The sequence below is a fragment of the Pseudomonas sp. NPDC090203 genome (assembly GCF_044746765.1).
GTDB classification, from domain to species: domain Bacteria; phylum Pseudomonadota; class Gammaproteobacteria; order Pseudomonadales; family Pseudomonadaceae; genus Aquipseudomonas; species Aquipseudomonas putida_AD.
Genome location: NZ_JBIVCV010000015.1, coordinates 38,254 through 57,701 on the forward strand (window position 1 = coordinate 38,254; position 19,448 = coordinate 57,701).

19 protein-coding genes are annotated in these 19,448 nt (G+C 63.3%); 14 read left to right on the plus strand and 5 right to left on the minus strand.

Annotated elements, in window-relative coordinates:
- The first annotated feature begins 250 nt into the window (after window positions 1–250).
- The 5 genes from cydP to ACIPO9_RS23185 are packed head-to-tail and all read left to right on the plus strand — an operon-like array spanning window position 251 to window position 3,608.
- Window positions 251–448, plus strand: a complete 198-nt coding sequence (gene cydP / locus ACIPO9_RS23165; RefSeq protein ID WP_274129972.1) for a cytochrome oxidase putative small subunit CydP — start codon at window positions 251–253, stop codon at window positions 446–448.
- On the plus strand, window positions 445–2,034 hold the full coding sequence (locus ACIPO9_RS23170; RefSeq protein ID WP_400783746.1) for a cytochrome ubiquinol oxidase subunit I: 1,590 nt from the start codon (window positions 445–447) through the stop codon (window positions 2,032–2,034). Before cydP ends, ACIPO9_RS23170 begins: the two co-directional genes overlap by 4 nt.
- A gap of 10 nt (window positions 2,035–2,044) precedes the next feature.
- Window positions 2,045–3,187, plus strand: coding sequence for a cytochrome d ubiquinol oxidase subunit II (cydB, locus tag ACIPO9_RS23175; RefSeq protein WP_400783747.1), 1,143 nt, complete (start codon window positions 2,045–2,047; stop codon window positions 3,185–3,187).
- Between the two features lie 12 nt (window positions 3,188–3,199).
- On the plus strand, window positions 3,200–3,316 hold the full coding sequence (gene cydX, locus ACIPO9_RS23180; RefSeq protein WP_400609863.1) for a cytochrome bd-I oxidase subunit CydX: 117 nt from the start codon (window positions 3,200–3,202) through the stop codon (window positions 3,314–3,316).
- Entirely contained in the window at window positions 3,306–3,608 is a 303-nt protein-coding gene (locus ACIPO9_RS23185; protein ID WP_400783749.1) for a cyd operon YbgE family protein, read from the plus strand. Before cydX ends, ACIPO9_RS23185 begins: the two co-directional genes overlap by 11 nt.
- Here the strand turns inward: ACIPO9_RS23185 and ACIPO9_RS23190 are convergent.
- Window positions 3,596–4,894, minus strand: a complete 1,299-nt coding sequence (locus ACIPO9_RS23190) for an MFS transporter (RefSeq protein ID WP_400783751.1) — start codon at window positions 4,892–4,894, stop codon at window positions 3,596–3,598. The genes ACIPO9_RS23185 and ACIPO9_RS23190 overlap by 13 nt on opposite strands.
- 647 nt (window positions 4,895–5,541) lie before the next feature.
- Between ACIPO9_RS23190 and ACIPO9_RS23195 the strand changes: the two genes are divergently transcribed.
- The 8 genes from ACIPO9_RS23195 to bla all read left to right on the plus strand — a co-directional run bounded on the left by ACIPO9_RS23195 (window position 5,542) and on the right by bla (window position 12,818).
- Window positions 5,542–6,459, plus strand: a complete 918-nt coding sequence (locus ACIPO9_RS23195) for a LysR family transcriptional regulator (RefSeq protein ID WP_274129967.1) — start codon at window positions 5,542–5,544, stop codon at window positions 6,457–6,459.
- 17 nt (window positions 6,460–6,476) lie between these two features.
- Window positions 6,477–7,367 (plus strand): LysR family transcriptional regulator, encoded by an 891-nt coding sequence (locus ACIPO9_RS23200; RefSeq protein WP_400783754.1) that lies wholly within the window; start codon window positions 6,477–6,479, stop codon window positions 7,365–7,367.
- 147 nt (window positions 7,368–7,514) lie between these two features.
- Window positions 7,515–8,138, plus strand: coding sequence for a glutathione S-transferase (locus ACIPO9_RS23205; RefSeq protein ID WP_400783756.1), 624 nt, complete (start codon window positions 7,515–7,517; stop codon window positions 8,136–8,138).
- A gap of 161 nt (window positions 8,139–8,299) precedes the next feature.
- On the plus strand, window positions 8,300–10,354 hold the full coding sequence (locus ACIPO9_RS23210) for a pyridoxamine 5'-phosphate oxidase family protein (protein WP_400783758.1): 2,055 nt from the start codon (window positions 8,300–8,302) through the stop codon (window positions 10,352–10,354).
- Between the two features lie 28 nt (window positions 10,355–10,382).
- Window positions 10,383–10,586 (plus strand): hypothetical protein, encoded by a 204-nt coding sequence (locus ACIPO9_RS23215; protein ID WP_400783760.1) that lies wholly within the window; start codon window positions 10,383–10,385, stop codon window positions 10,584–10,586.
- A 68-nt stretch (window positions 10,587–10,654) separates the two neighbouring features.
- Window positions 10,655–11,314, plus strand: a complete 660-nt coding sequence (locus ACIPO9_RS23220; protein ID WP_400783762.1) for a M24 family metallopeptidase — start codon at window positions 10,655–10,657, stop codon at window positions 11,312–11,314.
- Between the two features lie 99 nt (window positions 11,315–11,413).
- On the plus strand, window positions 11,414–11,842 hold the full coding sequence (locus ACIPO9_RS23225) for a molybdopterin-binding protein (protein ID WP_274129961.1): 429 nt from the start codon (window positions 11,414–11,416) through the stop codon (window positions 11,840–11,842).
- Between the two features lie 91 nt (window positions 11,843–11,933).
- Window positions 11,934–12,818: a class A beta-lactamase gene (bla, locus tag ACIPO9_RS23230; protein WP_400783763.1), complete on the plus strand. Its 885-nt coding sequence runs from the start codon at window positions 11,934–11,936 to the stop codon at window positions 12,816–12,818.
- Window positions 12,819–13,236: 418 nt separating this feature from the next.
- On the opposite strand, the gene ACIPO9_RS23235 is transcribed toward bla, so the two are convergent.
- Window positions 13,237–13,719 (minus strand): DUF2938 domain-containing protein, encoded by a 483-nt coding sequence (locus ACIPO9_RS23235; RefSeq protein ID WP_400783766.1) that lies wholly within the window; start codon window positions 13,717–13,719, stop codon window positions 13,237–13,239.
- A 308-nt stretch (window positions 13,720–14,027) separates the two neighbouring features.
- Between ACIPO9_RS23235 and ACIPO9_RS23240 the strand changes: the two genes are divergently transcribed.
- Window positions 14,028–14,621, plus strand: a complete 594-nt coding sequence (locus tag ACIPO9_RS23240; protein ID WP_274129958.1) for a trypsin-like peptidase domain-containing protein — start codon at window positions 14,028–14,030, stop codon at window positions 14,619–14,621.
- Here ACIPO9_RS23240 and ACIPO9_RS23245 read toward each other — a convergent pair whose 3' ends face one another.
- Genes ACIPO9_RS23245 through ACIPO9_RS23255 form a run of 3 tightly spaced genes read right to left on the minus strand, consistent with a single transcriptional unit; the run spans window position 14,622 to window position 19,434 of the window.
- Window positions 14,622–15,830: an HlyD family efflux transporter periplasmic adaptor subunit gene (locus tag ACIPO9_RS23245; RefSeq protein WP_274129957.1), complete on the minus strand. Its 1,209-nt coding sequence runs from the start codon at window positions 15,828–15,830 to the stop codon at window positions 14,622–14,624.
- Window positions 15,827–17,986: a type I secretion system permease/ATPase gene (locus tag ACIPO9_RS23250; RefSeq protein WP_274129956.1), complete on the minus strand. Its 2,160-nt coding sequence runs from the start codon at window positions 17,984–17,986 to the stop codon at window positions 15,827–15,829. Before ACIPO9_RS23250 ends, ACIPO9_RS23245 begins: the two co-directional genes overlap by 4 nt.
- Window positions 17,983–19,434, minus strand: a complete 1,452-nt coding sequence (locus tag ACIPO9_RS23255; protein WP_400783767.1) for a TolC family outer membrane protein — start codon at window positions 19,432–19,434, stop codon at window positions 17,983–17,985. Before ACIPO9_RS23255 ends, ACIPO9_RS23250 begins: the two co-directional genes overlap by 4 nt.
- Window positions 19,435–19,448: the final 14 nt, after the last annotated feature.

Sequence of the window (19,448 nt, forward strand, 5' to 3'; positions counted from 1 at the left end):
AGGCTACCCACTCGGTCCATCAGATGCGGCACGTTGCAACAAATGTAGGAGCGCGCTTGCCCGCGACCCGCCCGAAGGGCATCCGTGTAGCAATTCAACGCCAACCCTTCAACACACAACTCCTCATCCGTTCAATCCCGAGGTCCCTGTGGCACTACGCCACACCCCCCATCCCCCCGCCCTTGATCCAGATCAAAATCCTCAGAAAGGTCTGTAGGAAAAATACCTCGTACCCCGACGAGTCCTCAACATGCCCGGCCCTTTCGATTTCCTCAAACACCCGCTGGCGAAAGAAATCGGGCTGATCCTGTTGCTCAAACTCATCCTGCTGATGGGCATCCGGAGCGTCTGGTTCGACGCGCCGGTCGACGTCAGCGATGACGGGGTGCAAGTCGGCCTGCATGTAATGGGTGCCCCTCCCGAACCTGATGAGAAGAACCCACAATGATTTCGGAATCAGTCGTCGACCTGTCTCGACTGCAATTCGCAATGACCGCGCTGTACCACTTTATCTTCGTCCCCCTGACCCTGGGCATGACCTTCCTGCTGGCCATCATGGAGTCGGTGTACGTCATGACCGGCAAGCAGGTCTACAAGGACATGACCCGGTTCTGGGGCAAGCTGTTCGGCATCAACTTCGCCCTGGGCGTGACCACCGGGCTGACCATGGAATTTCAGTTCGGCACCAACTGGGCCTACTACAGCCATTACGTGGGCGACATTTTCGGCGCGCCGCTGGCCATCGAAGGGATGATGGCGTTCTTCCTCGAATCGACCTTCATCGGGCTGTTCTTCTTCGGCTGGGATCGCTTGAGCCGCGTGCAGCATCTGGCCGTGACCTGGCTGGTAGCGATTGGCTCGAACATGTCAGCGCTGTGGATTCTCATCGCCAATGGCTGGATGCAGAACCCGGTTGGCGCCGAGTTCAACTTCACCACCATGCGCATGGAACTCACCAGTTTCAGCGAGTTGGTGTTCAACCCGGTGGCGCAGGTCAAGTTCGTGCACACCGTGGCCGGCGGTTATGTCACCGGCGCCATTTTCGTCCTGGCGATTTCCAGCTGGTACCTGCTCAAGGGCCGGGATACCGGCTTTGCACGTCGTTCGTTCGCCATCGCTTCGGCGTTCGGCATGGCGTCGATCCTGTCGGTGATCGTGCTGGGCGATGAGTCCGGCTACGAGATCGGCGATGTGCAGAAAACCAAGCTGGCGGCCATCGAGGCTGAATGGGAAACCGAACCGGCCCCAGCGGCCTTCACCTTGTTCGGTCTGCCGAACCAGGCTGAGCAGCGAACCGACTACGCGGTGAAGATTCCCTACGTGATGGGCATCATCGCCACCCGCTCGGTAGACAAACAGGTCACAGGGATCAAGGACCTGGTCAGCGAGCATCAGGGCCGCATCCGCAACGGCATGATCGCCTACGAGTTGCTGGGCAAGCTGCGCGCCGGTGACCACAGTGCGCAGACCCTCGATGCCTTCAACGACGTCAAGAAAGACCTGGGCTACGGCCTGTTGCTCAAGAAGTACACCGACAAGGTGGTGGATGCCAATGAGCAGCAGATCAAACAGGCGGCGCTGGATTCGATCCCCCACGTGGCGTCGATCTTCTGGACCTTCCGCATCATGGTCCTGAGCGGTGTGCTGATGCTGCTGTTGTTCGCCTGCGCCTTCTGGGCCTCGGCGCGCAAGAACGAGACCGGCAAGCGCTGGTTGCTCAAATGGGCGCTGTTCAGCCTGCCGCTGCCGTGGATCGCCACCCAGACCGGCTGGTGGGTGGCCGAGCACGGTCGCCAGCCTTGGTCGATTGGTGAAGTGCTGCCGGTGCACCTGTCGGCTTCGACGCTTTCGGCAGCGGATGTCATGGGCTCGATCCTGGCGCTGGTGGCGTTCTACACCGCGCTGCTGATTATCGAGATGTACCTGATGATCAAGTTCGCCCGCTTGGGGCCAAGCAGCCTGCACACCGGGCGTTATCACTTCGAACGCGGTGAAAGCGACGTGACCGCAGCCAAACAACCGGCGCTGGCCTGAGGAACAGACGATGTTCGATTACGAGACACTCAAACTGATCTGGTGGGTGCTGGTCGGCGTGCTGCTGATCGGTTTCGCCCTGACTGACGGCTTCGACCTGGGCGCAGCGATGCTGATGCCTTTCGTGGGCCGCACCGACACTGAGCGGCGGGTGGTCATCAACACCATCGCTCCGCACTGGGACGGCAACCAGGTGTGGCTGATCACCGCCGGTGGCGCGCTGTTCGCCGCCTGGCCGCTGGTCTACTCGGCGGCGTTTTCCGGGTTGTACTGGGCGCTGCTGCTGGTGCTGTTCGCGCTGTTCGTGCGCCCGGTGGGCTTTGACTATCGCAGCAAGCTGGAGAATACCCGCTGGCGGCAGAGCTGGGACTGGGGCCTGTTCGTCGGCGGCCTTGTACCGTCGCTGGTGTTCGGGGTGGCATTCGGCAACCTGCTGCTGGGCGTGCCGTTCCAGTTCGATGACACCTTGCGTTCCAGCTACCACGGCAACTTCTGGCAACTGCTCAGCCCCTTCGGCCTGCTGGCCGGGGTGGTGAGCCTGTCCATGCTCGGGCTGCACGGCGGCACCTGGCTGATGATGCGCACTGAAGGCGCGATTGCCCGTCGCTCCCGCCGTGCGGCGCAGTGGCTGTCGCTGGTGTTTCTGCTGGCGTTCGTCGGCGCGGGGGTGTGGCTGTTGCTGGGGGGGATTCAGGGCCTGTCGATCACCTCGGCCTTCGATGCCGGCAGCGCGCTGAACCCGCTGTCAAAGACCGTTGCCGCCACCAATTCTGGCTGGATGGCCAACTACCACGCGCATCCTTTGACCGTCATCGCGCCGTTGCTGGGGATCTTTGGCGCACTGCTGGCCTTGCTCGGTGCCAGCGCGGGGCAGGGCCGGACAGCGTTCGCGGGCAGCAGCCTGGCGATCGTCGGCGCCTTGTGCACGGCGGGTTTCGCGCTGTTCCCGTTCGTCATGCCATCGAGCCTGGACCCGGCCTCGAGCCTGACGGTGTGGGACGCGGTGTCCAGCCACAGAACCCTGGTCATCATGCTGATCGCCGCCGCCATCTTCGTGCCGCTGATCCTCTGCTACACGCTGTGGTGCTACGCCCGCATGTGGGGCAAGGTCACCGATGCGCACATCGAACAAAACCCTCACGGCCTGTATTAAGGAGCGACAGAGATGTGGTATTTCGCCTGGATTCTCGGGGTGCTGCTGGCCTGCAGCTTCGGCATCATCAACGCCTTGTGGCTTGAGGCTTCGGATACTGACGTGGTGGAGAACGGCCGTGACCGCTAGGGTTGCCCGTTCACCGTTCGGCCATGCCATCAGCCGGGTACTGTCCCTGCTGATGGCGGTGCCCATGAGCCTGGTCCTGCTGATTCACCCCGCCTCGATGCTCGATGCCGACGGCCACTATTCCCACAGCCTGCTGATGCTGGTGATGTGGGGCGTGGCCGGCGGGTTCGTCCATGGCGTCGGTTTCGAGCCCCGGGCTTGGGCCTGGCGGGTGGTGTTTCACCCGCTGTTGGCATGGGGCCTGATGGGCACAGGCTACGGGATGTGGCTGACGGCCCGTCAGTTGCTCTGAGGCTGAGCCTGCGCCGCCTTGACCACCGGCACGATGGACAACGCAATCAGCGCCGCGATCACGCACAACAGGCCCGAGATGAAGAACGCGGGCAGGTAGCTGGCGAAGTGAGTGCGTGTCCATCCGGCACCGTAAGCGGCAAAGGCGGCGCCCAACTGGTGACCGGCGAACACCCAGCCGAAGACAATGTTGGCCCGCGCCGGGCCGAACTTCTGCACGGTGAGCTTGACCGTCGGCGGCACGGTGGCGATCCAGTCCAGGCCATAAATCAGCGCGAAGAACGACAGGCCGTACACCGTGAAATCCGAGAACGGCAGGATAATCAGCGACAGCCCGCGAAAGCCGTAGTAGCAGAACAGCAGCCAGCGGTTGTCGTAGCGGTCCGACAGCCAGCCTGAACCGATGGTCCCGAAGAAGTCGAAAATCCCCATCACCGCCAACATGCTCGCGGCGGTGGTGGCGATCAGGCCGTAATCGCCGCACATGCTGATGAAGTGCGTCTGGATCAGGCCGTTGGTGCTGGCGCCGCAAATGAAAAACGTCATGAACAGCACCCAGAACGTCCAGGTCCCGGAGACTTCACGCAGCACCTTGATCGGCGTGACCAGCAATTGGCCCAGGCTCTGTTTGCTGGCGGCGGTGGGCTGGATTTCGGTGTCGCCGTAGGAGGGCAGTTGCAGGTCGGCGGGGTGATTGCGCATCAGCGCCAGCACTGCGACGCCGGCAACGACGATGGCCACGCAGATGCAGGTCAGGGCGGTGCGCCAGCCAAAATGTTCAGTGAGGTTGGCCAGCATTGGCATGAACACCAGTTGCCCGGTGGCGGAACTGGCCGAGAGCAAGCCCATGGCCATGCCGCGACGCTGGGAGAACCAGCGGGTGGCGACGGTGGCGCCCAGCACCATGGCGGTCAGCCCGGTGCCAAAACCCACCACCAGCCCCCAGAGGATGACCAGTTGCCAGAACTGGGTCATGAACAGTGAAAGAATCATGCCGGTGGCGACCAGGGTCAGCGCGGACAGCACGACCTTGCGCACGCCGAAGTGGTTCATGAACGCCGCAGCGAAGGGGCCGGTCAGGCCGAACAGGGCGAAACGCACGGCCAGCGCCGAGGAGATTTCGGCGGTGTCCCAGCCGAATTCCGCCTCCAGCGGTTTGATGAACACCCCAGGCGCGCCAACGGCACCGGCCATCACTAGCATGGTCAGGAAGGTCACGGCCAGGATGACCCAGCTGTAATGGATGCGGCGGCGGGAGAGGGAAGCCGCGAGGACGGACGAAACCATGAGTGTTTCCTGAGGGTGTGTTGAGAAAAGTGGAGTACGGTCGTGCGCTAATATGAACGCTCAGTCGGGTGGTCTTCGTCAAGCGGATATTTCAGGATGTTTCGCCTCGCGCCTCATGTCCCCGTAGGAACGCGCTTGCCCGCGACGGCGTCCTCAAGATCGCCGACGCCGGCAAGCCGGACTGCTACGGGTGTGGTCACCTCAACCCTGTAGGAGTGAGCTTGCTCGCGATGGCGTCCTTGAGATCGCCCCCGCCGGCAAGCCGTGCTGCTACGAGTATGTGGCGCCTGCTCTGTAGGAGCGCGCTTGCCCGCGACGGCGTCCTCGAGATCGCTGACGCCGGCAAGCCGGACTGCTACGGGGATGTGGCGCCTGCTCTGTAGGAGCGCGCTTGCCCGCGACGGCGTCCTTGAGATCGCCCCCGCCGGCAAGCCGTGCTGCTACGGGAATGTGGCGCCTGCTCTGTAGGAGCGCGCTTGCCCGCGACGGCGTCCTCAAGATCGCTCCCGCCGGCAAGCCGTGCTGCTACGAAGGTATTTCGCCTCGCAACGCCCAGGCAAAGCCCCCGAAACGCTATTACCCTTGCCTCACCGCCCGCTGCACGTGTAAACCATGTCCCCGCCCACCCTCAGATACCGAGCCCCGCCTTGGACAGATTTCAGGAAATGCAGGTTTTCATCGCCGTCTGCGAAGAGCGCAGTTTCGCCACTGCCGCCCGGCGCCTGGAGATGTCGGCGCCCAGTGTCACTCGTGCGGTGGCGGCGCTGGAGAAGCGCATCGGCACGCTGTTGCTGTCACGCACGACCCGCAGCGTACACCTGAGCGAAGCCGGCCAGCGTTACCTGAGCGACTGCCGGCGTATCCTCAGCGAACTCGAAGAAGCCGAAGACTCGGCAGGGGGCAGCATCGCCGAGCCTGTCGGCCAGCTCACCGTCACCGCGTCCATGCTGTTTGGCGAGTTGTTCGTCATGCCGCTGGTGGTCGGCTACTTGCAGCAATACCCGGGCGTGAGCGTCAACGCGCTGTTGCTCGATCGCGTGACGCAGATGGTCGAGGAGGGCATCGATGTTGCCGTGCGCATCGGCCATCTGATGGACAGCAGCCAGCACGGCATAAAGGTCGGCGAAGTGCGCCGCGTGCTCTGTGCATCGCCCGCGTACCTGGATGCCCACGGCCGCCCGCAGCACCCCAATGACCTCAAGCAACACCGGCTGGTGATCTCCGCATCCAGTGTGCTGGTTCGCCGCTGGGACTTCATGGAAGACGGCAAGCCGCTGCAGGTGGATCTGCACTCGCGGCTCACAGTGTCGGCCAACCAGGGGGCGATCTCGGCCGCCGCGATGGGCTGGGGCGTGACGCGGGTGTTGTCCTATCAGGTCGCAAGCCAGGTGGCCAGTGGCGAGCTGGAGCTGATACTGGAGGACTTCGAAGAGCCGCCAGTGCCGGTGCACGTGTGTTATCAGGCCGAGCGCAAGGTGTCGGCCAAGGTGCGGACTTTTGTCGACTATTGCGTCGAACGCATGAACAACGACCCCGCGATCAAGGCCGCCGGGCGCAGCCGCTGATGGATCGTCATCAGCAAATGACCGTATTCGCCGCCGTGGCCCGCGAGCAGGGGCTGGCGGCGGCGTCGCGCAGGCTTGGGGTTTCCCAGGCGACCATCAGTCGCTCGCTGGCCGCCCTGGAAACCCGCCTCGGCGCGCAGTTGCTGAACCGCAGCACCCGCGGCGTGAGCCTGACCGAGGTCGGTCGTGCCTTCGCCAGCGAATGCGAGCGGTTGTTGCGCATGGCCGATGAAGCCGACGCATCGGCCAACGGTCTGCACGTCGAACCCAAGGGCCTGCTGAGCCTGGTAATGCCCTTGCTGTTCGGTGATCGTCTGTTGATGCCGATTGTCCTGGACTACCTCAAGGCCTGGCCGGGCATCGAGATGTCGGTCACCTATCAGGACCGCTTTCCCAACCTTCATGAAGAAGGCATCGATGTGGCGGTGCTCATCGGCGCGCTGCCGGATGCGTTCATGGTCGCCCGTGAAGTAGGCGCCGTGCGCCAGATCGTCTGCGCCAGCCCCGCGTACCTCGCGCGCCACACCGAACCTCGAACCCCAGCCGATCTGGCCGCCCACTCGGTCGTGGTGTGCAGCGCCGACAACCGCATGCAGGAGTGGCGCCTGCGCCAGAACGGTGTGATGCGCACGGTGCCCTTGAAGCCGGTGCTGCGCTGCACCACGCCCAGGTCGGCCATCGAGGCATCGGTCGGGGGCGCAGGGCTGGTCTGCTGCCTGCACTATCAGGCTGACGAGCACCTGCGCGCCGGGCAACTTGTCCCCGTGCTCGAAGCCTTCGAGCCCGATCCCGTTCCGGTGCATCTGGTCTATCGTGAAGGGCGGCGGGCATCGGCGCGGGTGCGCAGCTTTGTGGATTTTGCCGTTGAACGCATGCGCCAGCACCCCGTGCTGTCCACCGAAGGATGACCGCGAAACGCCAATAATTTCATAAGATGAAATGCTGGATTGCCTTTCGTGGTGATTCTGTCTTCTGCTGTTGTGGATCAGTATCGCTCCATCAGTACGGATCAACCTGCACTGACAACCACTCACACAGAACCAGGAGCCAAACCCATGAGCGCAATCAAGCTGTATCACTTCCCGCTGTCCGGCCACGCCCATCGTGCACAGTTGATGCTGTCGCTGCTGGGGCTGGAGCCTGAAATCAGTTTCGTTGACCTTGCCAAAGGCGCGCAGAAAAACGCCGAGTTCCAGGCACTGAACACCTTCGGCCAAGTGCCTGTGATCGACGACAACGGCACGATCATCGCCGACTCCACTGCGATCCTGGTGTATCTGGCGAAGAAATACGACACCACCGGGCAATGGCTGCCCACCGATGCCGAAGGCGCCGCTCAGGTTCAGCGCTGGCTGTCGGTGGCGTCGGGCCAGATCAACAACGGCCCGGCCCGCGCCCGCCTGATTACCGTATTCGGCGCAGGTTTCGACCCGCAAGACACCATCGAACGTGCCCACGCGGTACTGCAGATCATCGAGAAGCACCTGAGCGGCCGCCAGTTCCTCGCCGCCGATCACGCCACCATCGCTGACGTCGCCGCCTACACCTACATCGCCCACGCGCCTGAAGGGAACGTGTCGCTGGAACCCTACCCGAACGTGCGCGCCTGGCTGGCCCGTGTCGAAGGGCTCAAGGGCTTCGTGCCGATGCCGAGCACCAAGGCCGGCCTGGTGGTTTGACGTGTTGAGCCAGCCGCACGGTTCGGCTCGGCAACCCATCCTGTAGGAGTGAGCTTGCTCGCGATTGCTTTTCGGTAGCGACATATCCGTGTCTGACATACCGCGATCGCGAGCAAGCTCACTCCTACAACAATCGCTCGGAGGTTTGCGTCATGAACGACATGTCTTCTGAAAAAAACTCACCGTGGCATCCGGGTGAACTGCAGATGCAGGAACACGCCGGTGTCGCCGAGCGGATGAAAGCCCTGGGCAAGCGGGTCGTGCGCGACTTCATGCCCGATCAACATCGAGAATTCTACGAGCATCTGCCGTACCTGTTCATCGGTGCGGTGGATGCACAAGGCAGGCCCTGGGCGAGCCTGATGGACGCCGATGTCGGCTTCATCGCATCGCCCACCGAGCACCGGCTGGACATCGCCCGCTTGCCCGACAGCGATGATCCGATGGGCGAAGCCTTTGCCCCGGGCACCGCAGTGGGCCTGCTGGGGATCGACCTGCACACACGGCGGCGCAACCGCATGAACGGCCATATCCAGGCCATCGACGATCAGGGATTCTCGATCGGCGTCGAGTATTCGTTCGGTAACTGCCCGGCCTATATCCAGTTGCGTGAACTCAAACAGATCCCTCTGGATGCCGCTGATAAAGAGCAGCGTCCGCCGGTGCAGCATATGGACGCCCTGGACGACGCAGCGGTGGCGATGATTCGTGCAGCCGACACGCTGTTCGTCGCCAGCTATGTGGACCTGGAGGGTGATGCGCCCCGTCGTTCGGTGGACATGTCCCACCGCGGCGGGCAGGCCGGTTTCGTACGGGTCGAAGGCAACGTGCTGACCGTGCCGGATTTCGCCGGCAACCTGTTCTTCAACACGCTGGGCAATCTGCTGGTCAACCCGAAAGCCGGCCTGCTGTTCATCGACTTTCCCACCGGTGACGTGCTGCAACTGACCGGGCGCGCCACGGTGATTCTGGAAGGCCCGGAAATCGCGGCATTCCAGGGGGCAGAGCGGCTCTGGCAAGTGGAGGTCGAGGCGGTGGTTCGCCGTCCGCAGGCGCTGCGTTCGCGCTGGGAGTTCGAAGAGTTTTCCCCCATGAGCCTGCTGACCGGCGACTGGGAACAGGCCGCGACCCGGTTGCAGGCCGATGCCCTGCGCGATCAGTGGCGGCCATTGCACGTGACGCGGATCGAGGACGAAAGCGCGGGCATTCGCTCCTTCTACTTCGAGCCCGCCGATGGTGCAGGCATGCCGGCGTTCAAGGCCGGGCAGCACTTGCCGTTGCGCCTGACCCTGCCGGGCCAGGACCGGCCGGTGATTCGCACCTACAGCCTGTCCAGTGCGCCGTCGGATGAGTTTTTCCGCATCAGCGTAAAACGCGACGGGCTGGTCTCGGGGCACCTGCATGACGTGTTCAAGGTCGGGGATGTGATCGAGGCGCGGGCGCCGCAGGGCAGTTTTGTCCTCGACCCGCTTCAGACCCGGCCATTGGTGCTGCTGGGTGCTGGTATCGGCGTCACACCCATGCTGTCGATGCTGCGCGAGGTGGTTTACCAGGGCAAACGCATGCGCAAGATGCGCCCCACTTGGTACGTCCAGAGTGCACGTCGTCTGGTGGATCTGGCTTTTCGCGAGGAATTGGACACACTGGTTGCCAGCGCCGGTGACAAAGTCACGGCCGTCCGCTTGCTGAGCCAGCCCGAAGCCGAGGCTCGCCTGGGCCAGGACTTCCACCTTGCAGGTCGCATTGACCTGAATCTGCTAAAGGCACTGTTGCCGTTCAACGACTTCGATTTCTATGTCTGCGGACCGGCAAGCTTCACACAGGGGCTGTATGACGAGTTGAGGGCGATGCACATCCGTGACGAGCGGATCCACGCCGAGACCTTCGGACCCTCGACCCTCAAGCGTACCGGCGATCAACAGACCGCCGGGATCGAGCAGCCGCCTGCGGCCACGACATCGGTGCCGGTGATCTTCGAGAAGTCCGCCAAGGAGGCGCGCTGGCAGCCCGATGGCGGAAGCCTGCTGGACCTGGCCGAAAGCCGTGGGCTGACCCCTGAATACAGTTGCCGCGGCGGTTCGTGCGGCACCTGCAAGACCCGGCTCGTCAGCGGCCAGGTGCATTACCCGGTCCCGCCCGCCGAAATGCCGGCGGCCGACCACGTGCTGATCTGCTGCGCAGTCCCGGCCCAAGGGCCGTTGGTGCTCGATCTGTAACCATCCATGCGTATGCAGGAGTGTTGTGATGAGTAACTGGCCCGCTTTCGAGAAAGAAGACGATACCAATCAGTGCCAGACGTCCGAGCAGGAAGTGTCGTGGCTGTTGCCGCAGTCTCTGGCGTCGCTTGCCGGTGAACTGGCCGCCGATCACGAAGAGCACGACAACCCGGCAACCCTGAGGCTGATTAGCTGGGTGCGCTCGGTTTCGACCTTCAGTCGGCATCGGTGATTGCCCGTTGCATCGCTATGTAGTAAATGTCATAGCGATATCACAACGGCAACACTCGAGAGGACGCAATGAACGCAGCAGCGAAGGAAGCGGTTGGGGCGATTTACGACATCCAGGCCATGCGCCATGCCCAGGCCATGACCTGGAAGGCCATCGAGCTGGTGTCCCGACGCATCAAGCCGGGCATGCTGGAGTCCGAGGCGGTGGCCCTGGGCAAGGCGGCGCTGGCCGAGCTCGACACCCAGCGCATCTGGCACCCGATGCTGATCCGCTTCGGCGCCAATACCCTGAAAACCTTCAAGCAGCGCTCCGATGGCGACCCGGTGCTGGGCGAGAACGACATCTATTTCATCGACATGGGCGCCGTCTGGCAGGGCCATGAAGGCGACGCCGGGGCAACGTTCACCACCGGCAATGACCCTGAGATGCAGGCCTGCGCCGCTGCCGCCAAAACCCTGTTCGATGTGGTCGAGCAGCGCTGGAAGACTGGCGCCGTGCAAGGCGTCGAGTTGTACCGCTTTGCCGAGGAGCAGGCCACGGCCATGGGCTGGAAGCTGAATCTTGAGATCAAGGGCCATCGCGTCTGCGATTTTCCCCATGCGATCTATCGCGGCGGTAACCTGGGGGATTTTGACGCAGTGCCCAATCCCGGCCTGTGGATTCTGGAAATCCAGATCGCCCACCCGAGCAAGTCGTATGGCGCGTTCTATGAGGATCTACTTTCCTGACCCTTAAGTCAGAAAAATTGAGCGTTGTAGTTGTAATGACATAACGCTCCCTTCGAAGATGGGCGGCGATTCATTCCCCTCATAACAAGGACACACGACATGAAAGTCAGCGCCCGCAACGTATTCAAAGGCACCGTCAAACAGATTCAGGAAGGCTCGGTGAACGCCGAGGTCGCCCTGACCCTGGCCGGCGGCGAAGAGCTGGTGGCGGTCGTCACCCTGCAAAGCGTCAAGAGCCTGGGGCTGGCGGTGGGCAAGGAAGCGGTCGCGCTGGTCAAGGCGCCGTGGGTCATGGTCATGACCGACGCGAGCGGCTTTCGCCTGTCGGCGCGCAACAGCCTGCAAGGCAAGGTCAGCCGGGTCAGCGATGGCGCGGTAAACGCCGAAGTGATCATTACCCTGGCCGGCGGTACAGAGGTCTACGCTATCGTGACCCGTGAAGCCGTGACCGAGTTGGGCCTCAAGCCTGGTGTCGACGCTACTGCGGTTATCAAGGCATCGCACATCATTCTGGGCGTGCCTGCCTGAGTCGAGCATCAACCTGCGACGGCAGCCTGCGCAGACGGCTGCCGTTGCTGATGGTCGGAGATACTTATCTGCACCAACAAGGACGTGAATCTTGATTTCCCGCAGAAGCCTGATCGGCGGTTCGCTACTGGCGATCCCCGCGTTGTACAGCCTCTCTTCGCTTGCGGCCGATGTCGCGAGCCCTGCCAATACTTCCATCGAACAGCAACTGGCCGAGCTTGAGCGTCGCCATGGCGGGCGCCTGGGCGTTGCCATTCTCGACACCGGCAGCCAGCGGCTGATCGCCCAGCGCGGCGATGAGCGGTTCGCCCTGTGCAGCACCTTCAAGGCGTTGCTGGCGGCATTCGTGCTGGTGCGCGTGGACAGAAAGCAGGAAGACCTTTCGCGAATGATCGTCTACGGCAAGGAGCAGTTGGTGCCGTATTCGCCGATCACCGAGAAACATACGGGCGAGGGGGGCTTGAGCGTTGGGTCGATCTGCGAAGCGGCGGTCACGCTGAGCGACAACACCGCTGCGAACCTGCTGCTGGACAGCGTCGGCGGCCCGCAGGCACTGACCGACTGGCTGCGCTCGACGAGGGATGACACCACCCGTCTGGACCGCCACGAACCCGAACTCAACGAAAACCGCCCCGGCGACCTGCAAGACACCACCACGCCGGTGGCCATGCTGAATACCTTGCGCACGCTGGTGTTTGACAACGTGCTGTCGCCGGCCTCGCGGGATCAGTTGATCGCCTGGCTGGTGAGCAACAAGACCGGCGACCAGAAACTGCGCGCCGGTCTGCCCAAGGGTTGGCGCATCGGCGACAAGACCGGCTCGGGCGCCAACAACGCCAGCAACGACGTCGCCGTGATATGGCCCACCAACCGCGCGCCGATGATCGTGACGGTGTACTACACCCACTCCAGGGCCGACGCCGCGCAGGTCAATGCGGTGATGGCCGAGGTAGGGCGGCTGGTTGCGTCGGTTTGATCTGCCGAGTCATCGAATTCCCGTAGCCGTACGGCTTGCCGGCGTCGGCGATCTCAAGGACGCCATCGCGGGCAAGCGCGCTCCTACAAGATTGGGGTGGATTCGATATCTTTGCCATACCCACAACCGTAGGAGCGCGCTTGCCCGCGAATGGGCGGAACATTCAACCGAGATGTGTGTGGGCACCACGCCCGTCGCGGGCAACTCTGACCGTAGCAGTCCGGCTTGCCGGCGTCGGCGATCTTGCGGCCGCCATCGCGAGCGAGCTCACTCCTACAGGATTGGGGGGGATTCGATATTCTTTGCCACACCCGAAACCGTAGGAGCGCGCTTGCCCGCGAATGGGCGGAACATTCAACCGAGATGTGTAAGGAGCACCACGCCCGCCGGCAAGCCGTGCGGCTAAGCGTATCAACGATCACCCCACCAGCAACGCCGCCCCATACATCCCGATGGCAAACACCACATGTCCCACCACATTCTGCAACCGCGCCAGCGCAGGGTTGGGGGCCTTGTTGCAGGCGATTCCCACGCCCATTCCCGGTTGCAGAATGAACCAGCCTGCGCCCACCGTCACCAGGCCCACCAGCAACGCCGGAAAGAACGTCGGGCTGTGGGCCCATTGCACGCCCCAGATCATCAACAGCACCGCGGCAAACATCACCCCCACCGTGTAATGCCCGATCCAGCCAATGCGCAATTCATCCGCCACTTCAGGAGAATTCCCGATACCCCGCCGGTGCACGAACTGCCCGTGGCGCATGCCGGCAAACCAACGGCCCACCAGATGCCAGGGCGGCGTCGGCAAGCCCAGGGTGGCCTTGAGCAACACCGCCCACAGATCAAGCAATGCTGTGCCGCCTATGCCGATCAGCAAGGCCAGAAAAATGAATTCGAACATGGTGCTCCCAGGAGGTCAGACGGAAGGTAGACGGAAGGCAAACGCAAATCCGGCCGCCTCACTCTAGCAGTTTTGCCGATGTTGGCAGCCATTCGCAGAATTAAAAAGAAATTCACTCAACGCACAACGAAAGAGTTGGATCCAATAAGCTCAGTGCATCGATAGCAGACAAGCGGTAGCGTGAGGCTATTGATAGGATGATGGCTCAATGACATATTTGCGCCCTCATCAACCAACCTCGTGTGCCAAACATGCGTGCCATCTCGTCATTGGTAGCGGCCTCAGTGCTGCTTGGCGGATGCAATGGAATGCCCACCGCTTTCAATCAGGATCCCGTGTACAACCAGGCTTTCGTCGTCCATTCGGGCGCGCCGCTACCCTACATGCTCATGGGTACGGCCGTGCAATGGAACGAGGACTATGCTGTCACCGTCAAGCACATTCCCTACATTCCGGGGTCGGTCTATCAAGGCCGCAGCGATGTGCAGTTTTTCAAGCACAAGGCCGATGGCGTTCCGCTTTGGCGGGCGTACAAGCCCGGTGAAGCGCTGACGGCGGTGGGGTTCAATTCGCTGTATGTGCCGGTCAAGGGCAGTGGCCATGCGCTTCCCGCGCTGGTGCGCCTGGACACCAACGAAGGCAGCGTCATGTATGGCACCCACGACGGCCCGGTCGCCAAGGGCATGTCTGGCGGGCCGGTGTTCTCGGCCGACGGCAAGGTGGTCGGCATCACCGTGGCGTTCCTGACGTCCAGCGACCTTCAGGCTATCAAGCGGCCGGACCTGGCCAGCCAGCCACGGGTGAGTATCTTCCTGCCGTACGTGGAGATCAGCCGCGAGTGGAGCCGCTATTTGGCCCAGTCGAACCCGGCCGGTCAGACGACCCACGTCGCCAGCCGCTGATCAACGTTCGCGCAAGGCTTCGCGGGCGCGGTTGAGCGGTTTTATCAGGTAATCCAGCACCGTCTTCTCGCCGGTGCGGATATCCACCGTCGCAATCATGCCGGGAACGATGGCAAAGGTCTTCCCGGCCTTGTTGCGCAGCACATCCGAGTCGGTACGGATGAACACCCGATAGTAGAAGACCTCTGGCTTGACCTCGTCCTGGATGGTGTCCGGGGAGATGGTCACCACCTTGCCGTCCAGGCTGCCGTAGATCGAGTAGTCGTAGGCGGTGATCTTCACCTTTGCCTGTTGATCGGGATGGATGAAAGCGATGTCCCGAGGCGAGATTCGCGTCTCGATCAGCAGCTGTTCATCCAGTGGCACGATCTGCATCAACTGGCCGTTGGGTGGGACCACGCCGCCAATGGTCGTCACTTCGATGTCCTTGACGATCCCGCGCACCGGCGAGCGCAGGGTCAGGCGCGACAGCGAGTCGTTGCGCCCGCGGATCACCGCCACCAGCATCTGCGCTTCGGCGTTGGCCTTGGCCAGGTCCTCGCGGGCACGCACCATGTAATCGGACTTGGCCTCGGTGGCCTTGAGTTCCAGTTCCGAGCGCTGGCGGTTCAGGCGCAGCACCTCGACCTTGCTGGATGCGCCGATCTTGGCCAGGTTCTCGGTGATTTCCAGCTCGCTGCGCACCAGTTTCAGCGAGCTTTGAATGCCGGTCAGGGTGTCTTCCAGACCTTTGCGGCGGGCCTTGTAGAGTTCGCTTTCGGCGCGGATCAGGTTGGGCGAGTCGTTGAGCGAGGCGTCGAATTTCAGCGGCTGGTCGCTCACCTCCGCCTGCAGGCGATTGACGCTGGCCAGTGCCGCCTTGTACTTGGCTTCACTCTCGCCGACGTTGGACTCGGTCTTCACCGCATCCAGTTGCGCCAGCACCTGGCCGCGTTCCACCAAGGCGCCTTCGGTGACGTTCATCTGCTTGACGATCCCGCCCTCCATGGACTGGATCACTTGCTCCCGGGAGCTGGGTACCACCTTGCCGGTGCCGGTGGACACCTCGACCACCTCGAACAGTGCCGCCCAGATGAAGAAGCACGCCAGCATCAGCGCGCAGCCCCAGATCACCCTGACGCCGCCGCTGACCTTGCGCTCGTCGCTGCCATCCAGATACGAAACCTGATCGGGCAGGCGTGGGGTGTTGTCAGCCGTCAATGCCTTCATGCCGGTGCTCCTTGCGGTGTACGCAGCCTTGCGAGGGCGGCGTCGCGATGGTCATCGATGACGATGCGTCCGTTGTCCAGCACGATGATGCGTTCCACCAGTTGCAGCACGCTGACCCGGTGGGTGGCGACGATCAGGGTCCGGCCCTGGCACCAGGTGGCGAGTTTTTCCAGCAGGAAACGTTCGGTGATGTCATCCAGCGAGGCGGTGGGTTCGTCCAGCAGCAACACCTGGGGCTGGCGTATCAACAGGCGTGACAGCAACAGGCTCTGACGCTGCCCGCCGGACAGCCCGAGGCCGCCTTCCAGGACCAGGTGGTCCATGCCCTTGGGCAACTGGCGCACGAAATCCAGGGCGCCGGTCACGGCCAGCGCGGCGATGATTTCCTGATCGCTGGCCTGGCCCGCGCCCAGGGTGATGTTGTCCCGCAGGGTGCCGTGGAACAGCCGGGCCTGCTGCGACATCAGGCCGACATCGCGGCGCAGGTCGGCGGGGTCCAGGTGGCCGAGGGCGATGCCGTCCAGGGTGGTCTCGCCGCTGCTCAGGTCCATGCCACCGGCCAGGGCGTGGAGCAGGGTGGATTTGCCCGCGCCGTTGCGTCCGAGAATGGCGATGCGCTCGCCGGGACGGATCTTCAGGTCGATGCCGCTCAAGGCCATCGGCGATTCTTCGCTGTAGCGAAAACCGGCCTGACGCAACTGGTAATCGCCACGAATGGCCGGCAGGTGCACGCGCTGGCTGCCTTCGGGGTGATCCACCGGCATCTGCATGATGCGGTTGAGCCCTTCGAGGGCGACCTTGGCCTGCTGCCAGCGGGTGAGCACGTGGGTGACCTGGGCCATGGGGCCCATCATCCGCGATGACAGGATCGAGGCCGCCACCAGGCTGCCGGTGGTCAGGTCGCCGGAGATCACCATCGGCGCGCCACACACGATGACCACGGCGAACACCCCGCCTTGTACGCTCTGGGTCCAGGCCACCAGGCTGTTGGTCAGGTTGCGCAGGCGCAGGCTGCTCTCGGCGGAGGCTGCGTTGTAGTGGTTCCATTGTTGCTGGAAGCGCTGCTCGGCCTGCAATGCCTTGATGTCGTCCATGCCTTGCACGCTTTCCACCAGCATCGCGTTGCGCAGCGCGGCTTCACGCATCGATTCGTTGGCAAGCCTGGCCAGCTTTCGCTGGGCCAGAATGCCCGGCAGGATCATCGCCACCAGTGCGATCAAGGGGATCAGCACCAGCGGCCCGCCGATCAGGTAGAACACCAGCAGAAACAGCAAGAAGAACGGCATGTCGGCCAGCGCCGTGGCGGTGCTGGAGGTGATCAGGTCGCGGATCTGTTCAAGCTCGCGCAACTGCGAGATGAAGGAGCCGGTGGACTTGGGCCGCGCCGAATTGCGCAGGCGCAGGGCGTGGCCGAACACCAGGTCCGAGACGCGCAGGTCGGCGCGCTTGCCCAGCACGTCGGTGATGCGCAGGCGCATCAGACGCATCACCAGGTCGAACACCAGCGCCAGCATGACACCGCCGAACAGCACATACAGGGTCGGCATCGATTCGGCCGGAATCACCCGGTCATAGACCTGCATGGAAAACAGCACCCCGGCCATGCCCAGCAGGTTGGCCACCAGCGAGGCGAGCATGACCTGGGAATAGGGGCGCAGGTCACTGAGCACGATGCGGCGGAACCAGTGTTCGTCGTAGGGCTTGATGTAGTCGTTGGTGCGCACGTCGCTGAGTGGCTGGGTGGGGCGCAGGATCACCGTGCGCAGCGCCTGTTCGGCCAGGGTCGCGGGGTCCATGCGGCTCTGCAGGCCCTGGTCGCCGCTGAAGGCGATGCCCAGTTCGCCTTGCTCGCTGACACTTTCGATCACCCCGACCTGCCCATCGCGCAGTTGCACCACCAGCGGCGTGCGCCAGCGGCTTAAGCTCTTGCGGTCGTAGCTTGCGAACTTGACGCTCAGGCCGGCCTGGCGCGCCATGTGCCGAACCACTTCCTCGACCCGCCCTTCGTTTTGCAGGGAGGCCAGGCGAATGCTTTCCGGGGAGACGTCCAGCCGGTAGTGCCGCGCGACCTTGAGCACGGCGTCCAGCCAGGGCCCGAAGTTCTGCCGGCTGCCGTCTGCGCTGCTGTCGCTGGGAATGACGATGGCATCGGTCATGGCAGGATCTCCACGTGCTGAATGCTGCTGTGATCAATGGCGAATGCCCGGCGCAGGCCGCCGCTGTTGTACAGGCAATCGATTTGCAGGCGGCGCAGGTCGGCCTGGGTGTTGGCCAGGTCGAAACGCGACTGGTGGATTTCCTGCTCGGCGTTGAGCAGGTCGAGCAGGGGCCGGGTGCCCAGATCCAGGTACTGCTTGCCGTACAGCTCGCGGGCCTCGGTGATGCTGTTCTGGCGTGATTCCAGGGAGTTGAGCCGGCGGGTGAGGCCGGAGGTCTGCGCCTGGGATTCGCTCAAGCCCTGGCGGGCCTGAAGCTTGGCCGCGTCTTCGGCCGAGTCGGCAGCGGTCAGCGCGTAGCCTGCCGCGCGGCTGCGGGCGCTGATGGCGCCGCCCTGGTAGATCGGCACTTCCAGGTTGAGAAAGATCGCCGCCTGGGTGCGGTCCACGGCCGGGTTCTGGTTGTCGTAATTGTTGTCCAGGTACTGATTGAGCGAAGGCTCAAGAGACAGTGTCGGATAGGCCTCGGCCTTGGACTGCGCCAGTTCGGCCTGGGCCTGGGTACGCTGTGCAACTGCCTGCAGCACCGCAGGCAGTGCATCGGTGATGATCGGGGCATTGCAGGACTGGTTCAGCGAAGGGTCGAAGCCGTCGTTGACCTGTGGGGTGGTCTGGCGGCCCAGCAGGTTGGCCAGGGTCATCTCCCAGCGCGCGTACTGCGATTTGTATTCCTGCAGGGTGGCAATCGCGCCATCGACCCGGGATTGCGCCTGCACCACGTCCGAGCGGGTACTGGCGCCCATGTCACTGCGCTGCTTGGCCAGCTCGACGATTTCGCCGACGCCGTGGATCTGCTCGCGGGCGATCTCCAGCAGGTGCTGGTAGCGCTGCACCTCGATGTAGGCGAACGCGGTGTCGCGTCCCACCTGGTCGATGGCCAGCAGGATGCTCGCCTGGCTGCGCGCTGCCTTGGCCCGCGCTGCCTGCACGGCGTTGTCGACCTTGCCGAAGTCGTACAGCATCTGCTTGAGGGAAATGCTCACCGACTGGCTGCCGGCGTCGCTGCCGTAACCACTGCTGTAACCTCCCTTGATTCCGCCGGAAATCTGCGGGTAGTAACCGGCCTCGGCGACGTTGATGCCCTCGGCTTGCTGGTACAGCGTGCCGACGGCTTCGGCGATGCTGGGGTGCCAGTCCACGGCCAGTCGCACGGCCTGCTGCAGGCCCAGGGTTTCCCCTGTTCCGGACCCGGGCACACTGGCGTCGCTGCCCGGAATCTGTGGATAGGCGGGCGTCTTGCCGGGGTTGCCCGGCTGTTTCCTGCGGTCCTTCTCCGGCTGGCTCTGCAGCCGGGAAGGGCTGATGCTGCGCAGAGCCGGATCGATGTAGTCCTCGCCCCACGCCCCGATGATGTTTCCCTGACACAGGCCGATGGTCAGCACGACCATCGACCATTTCCTGC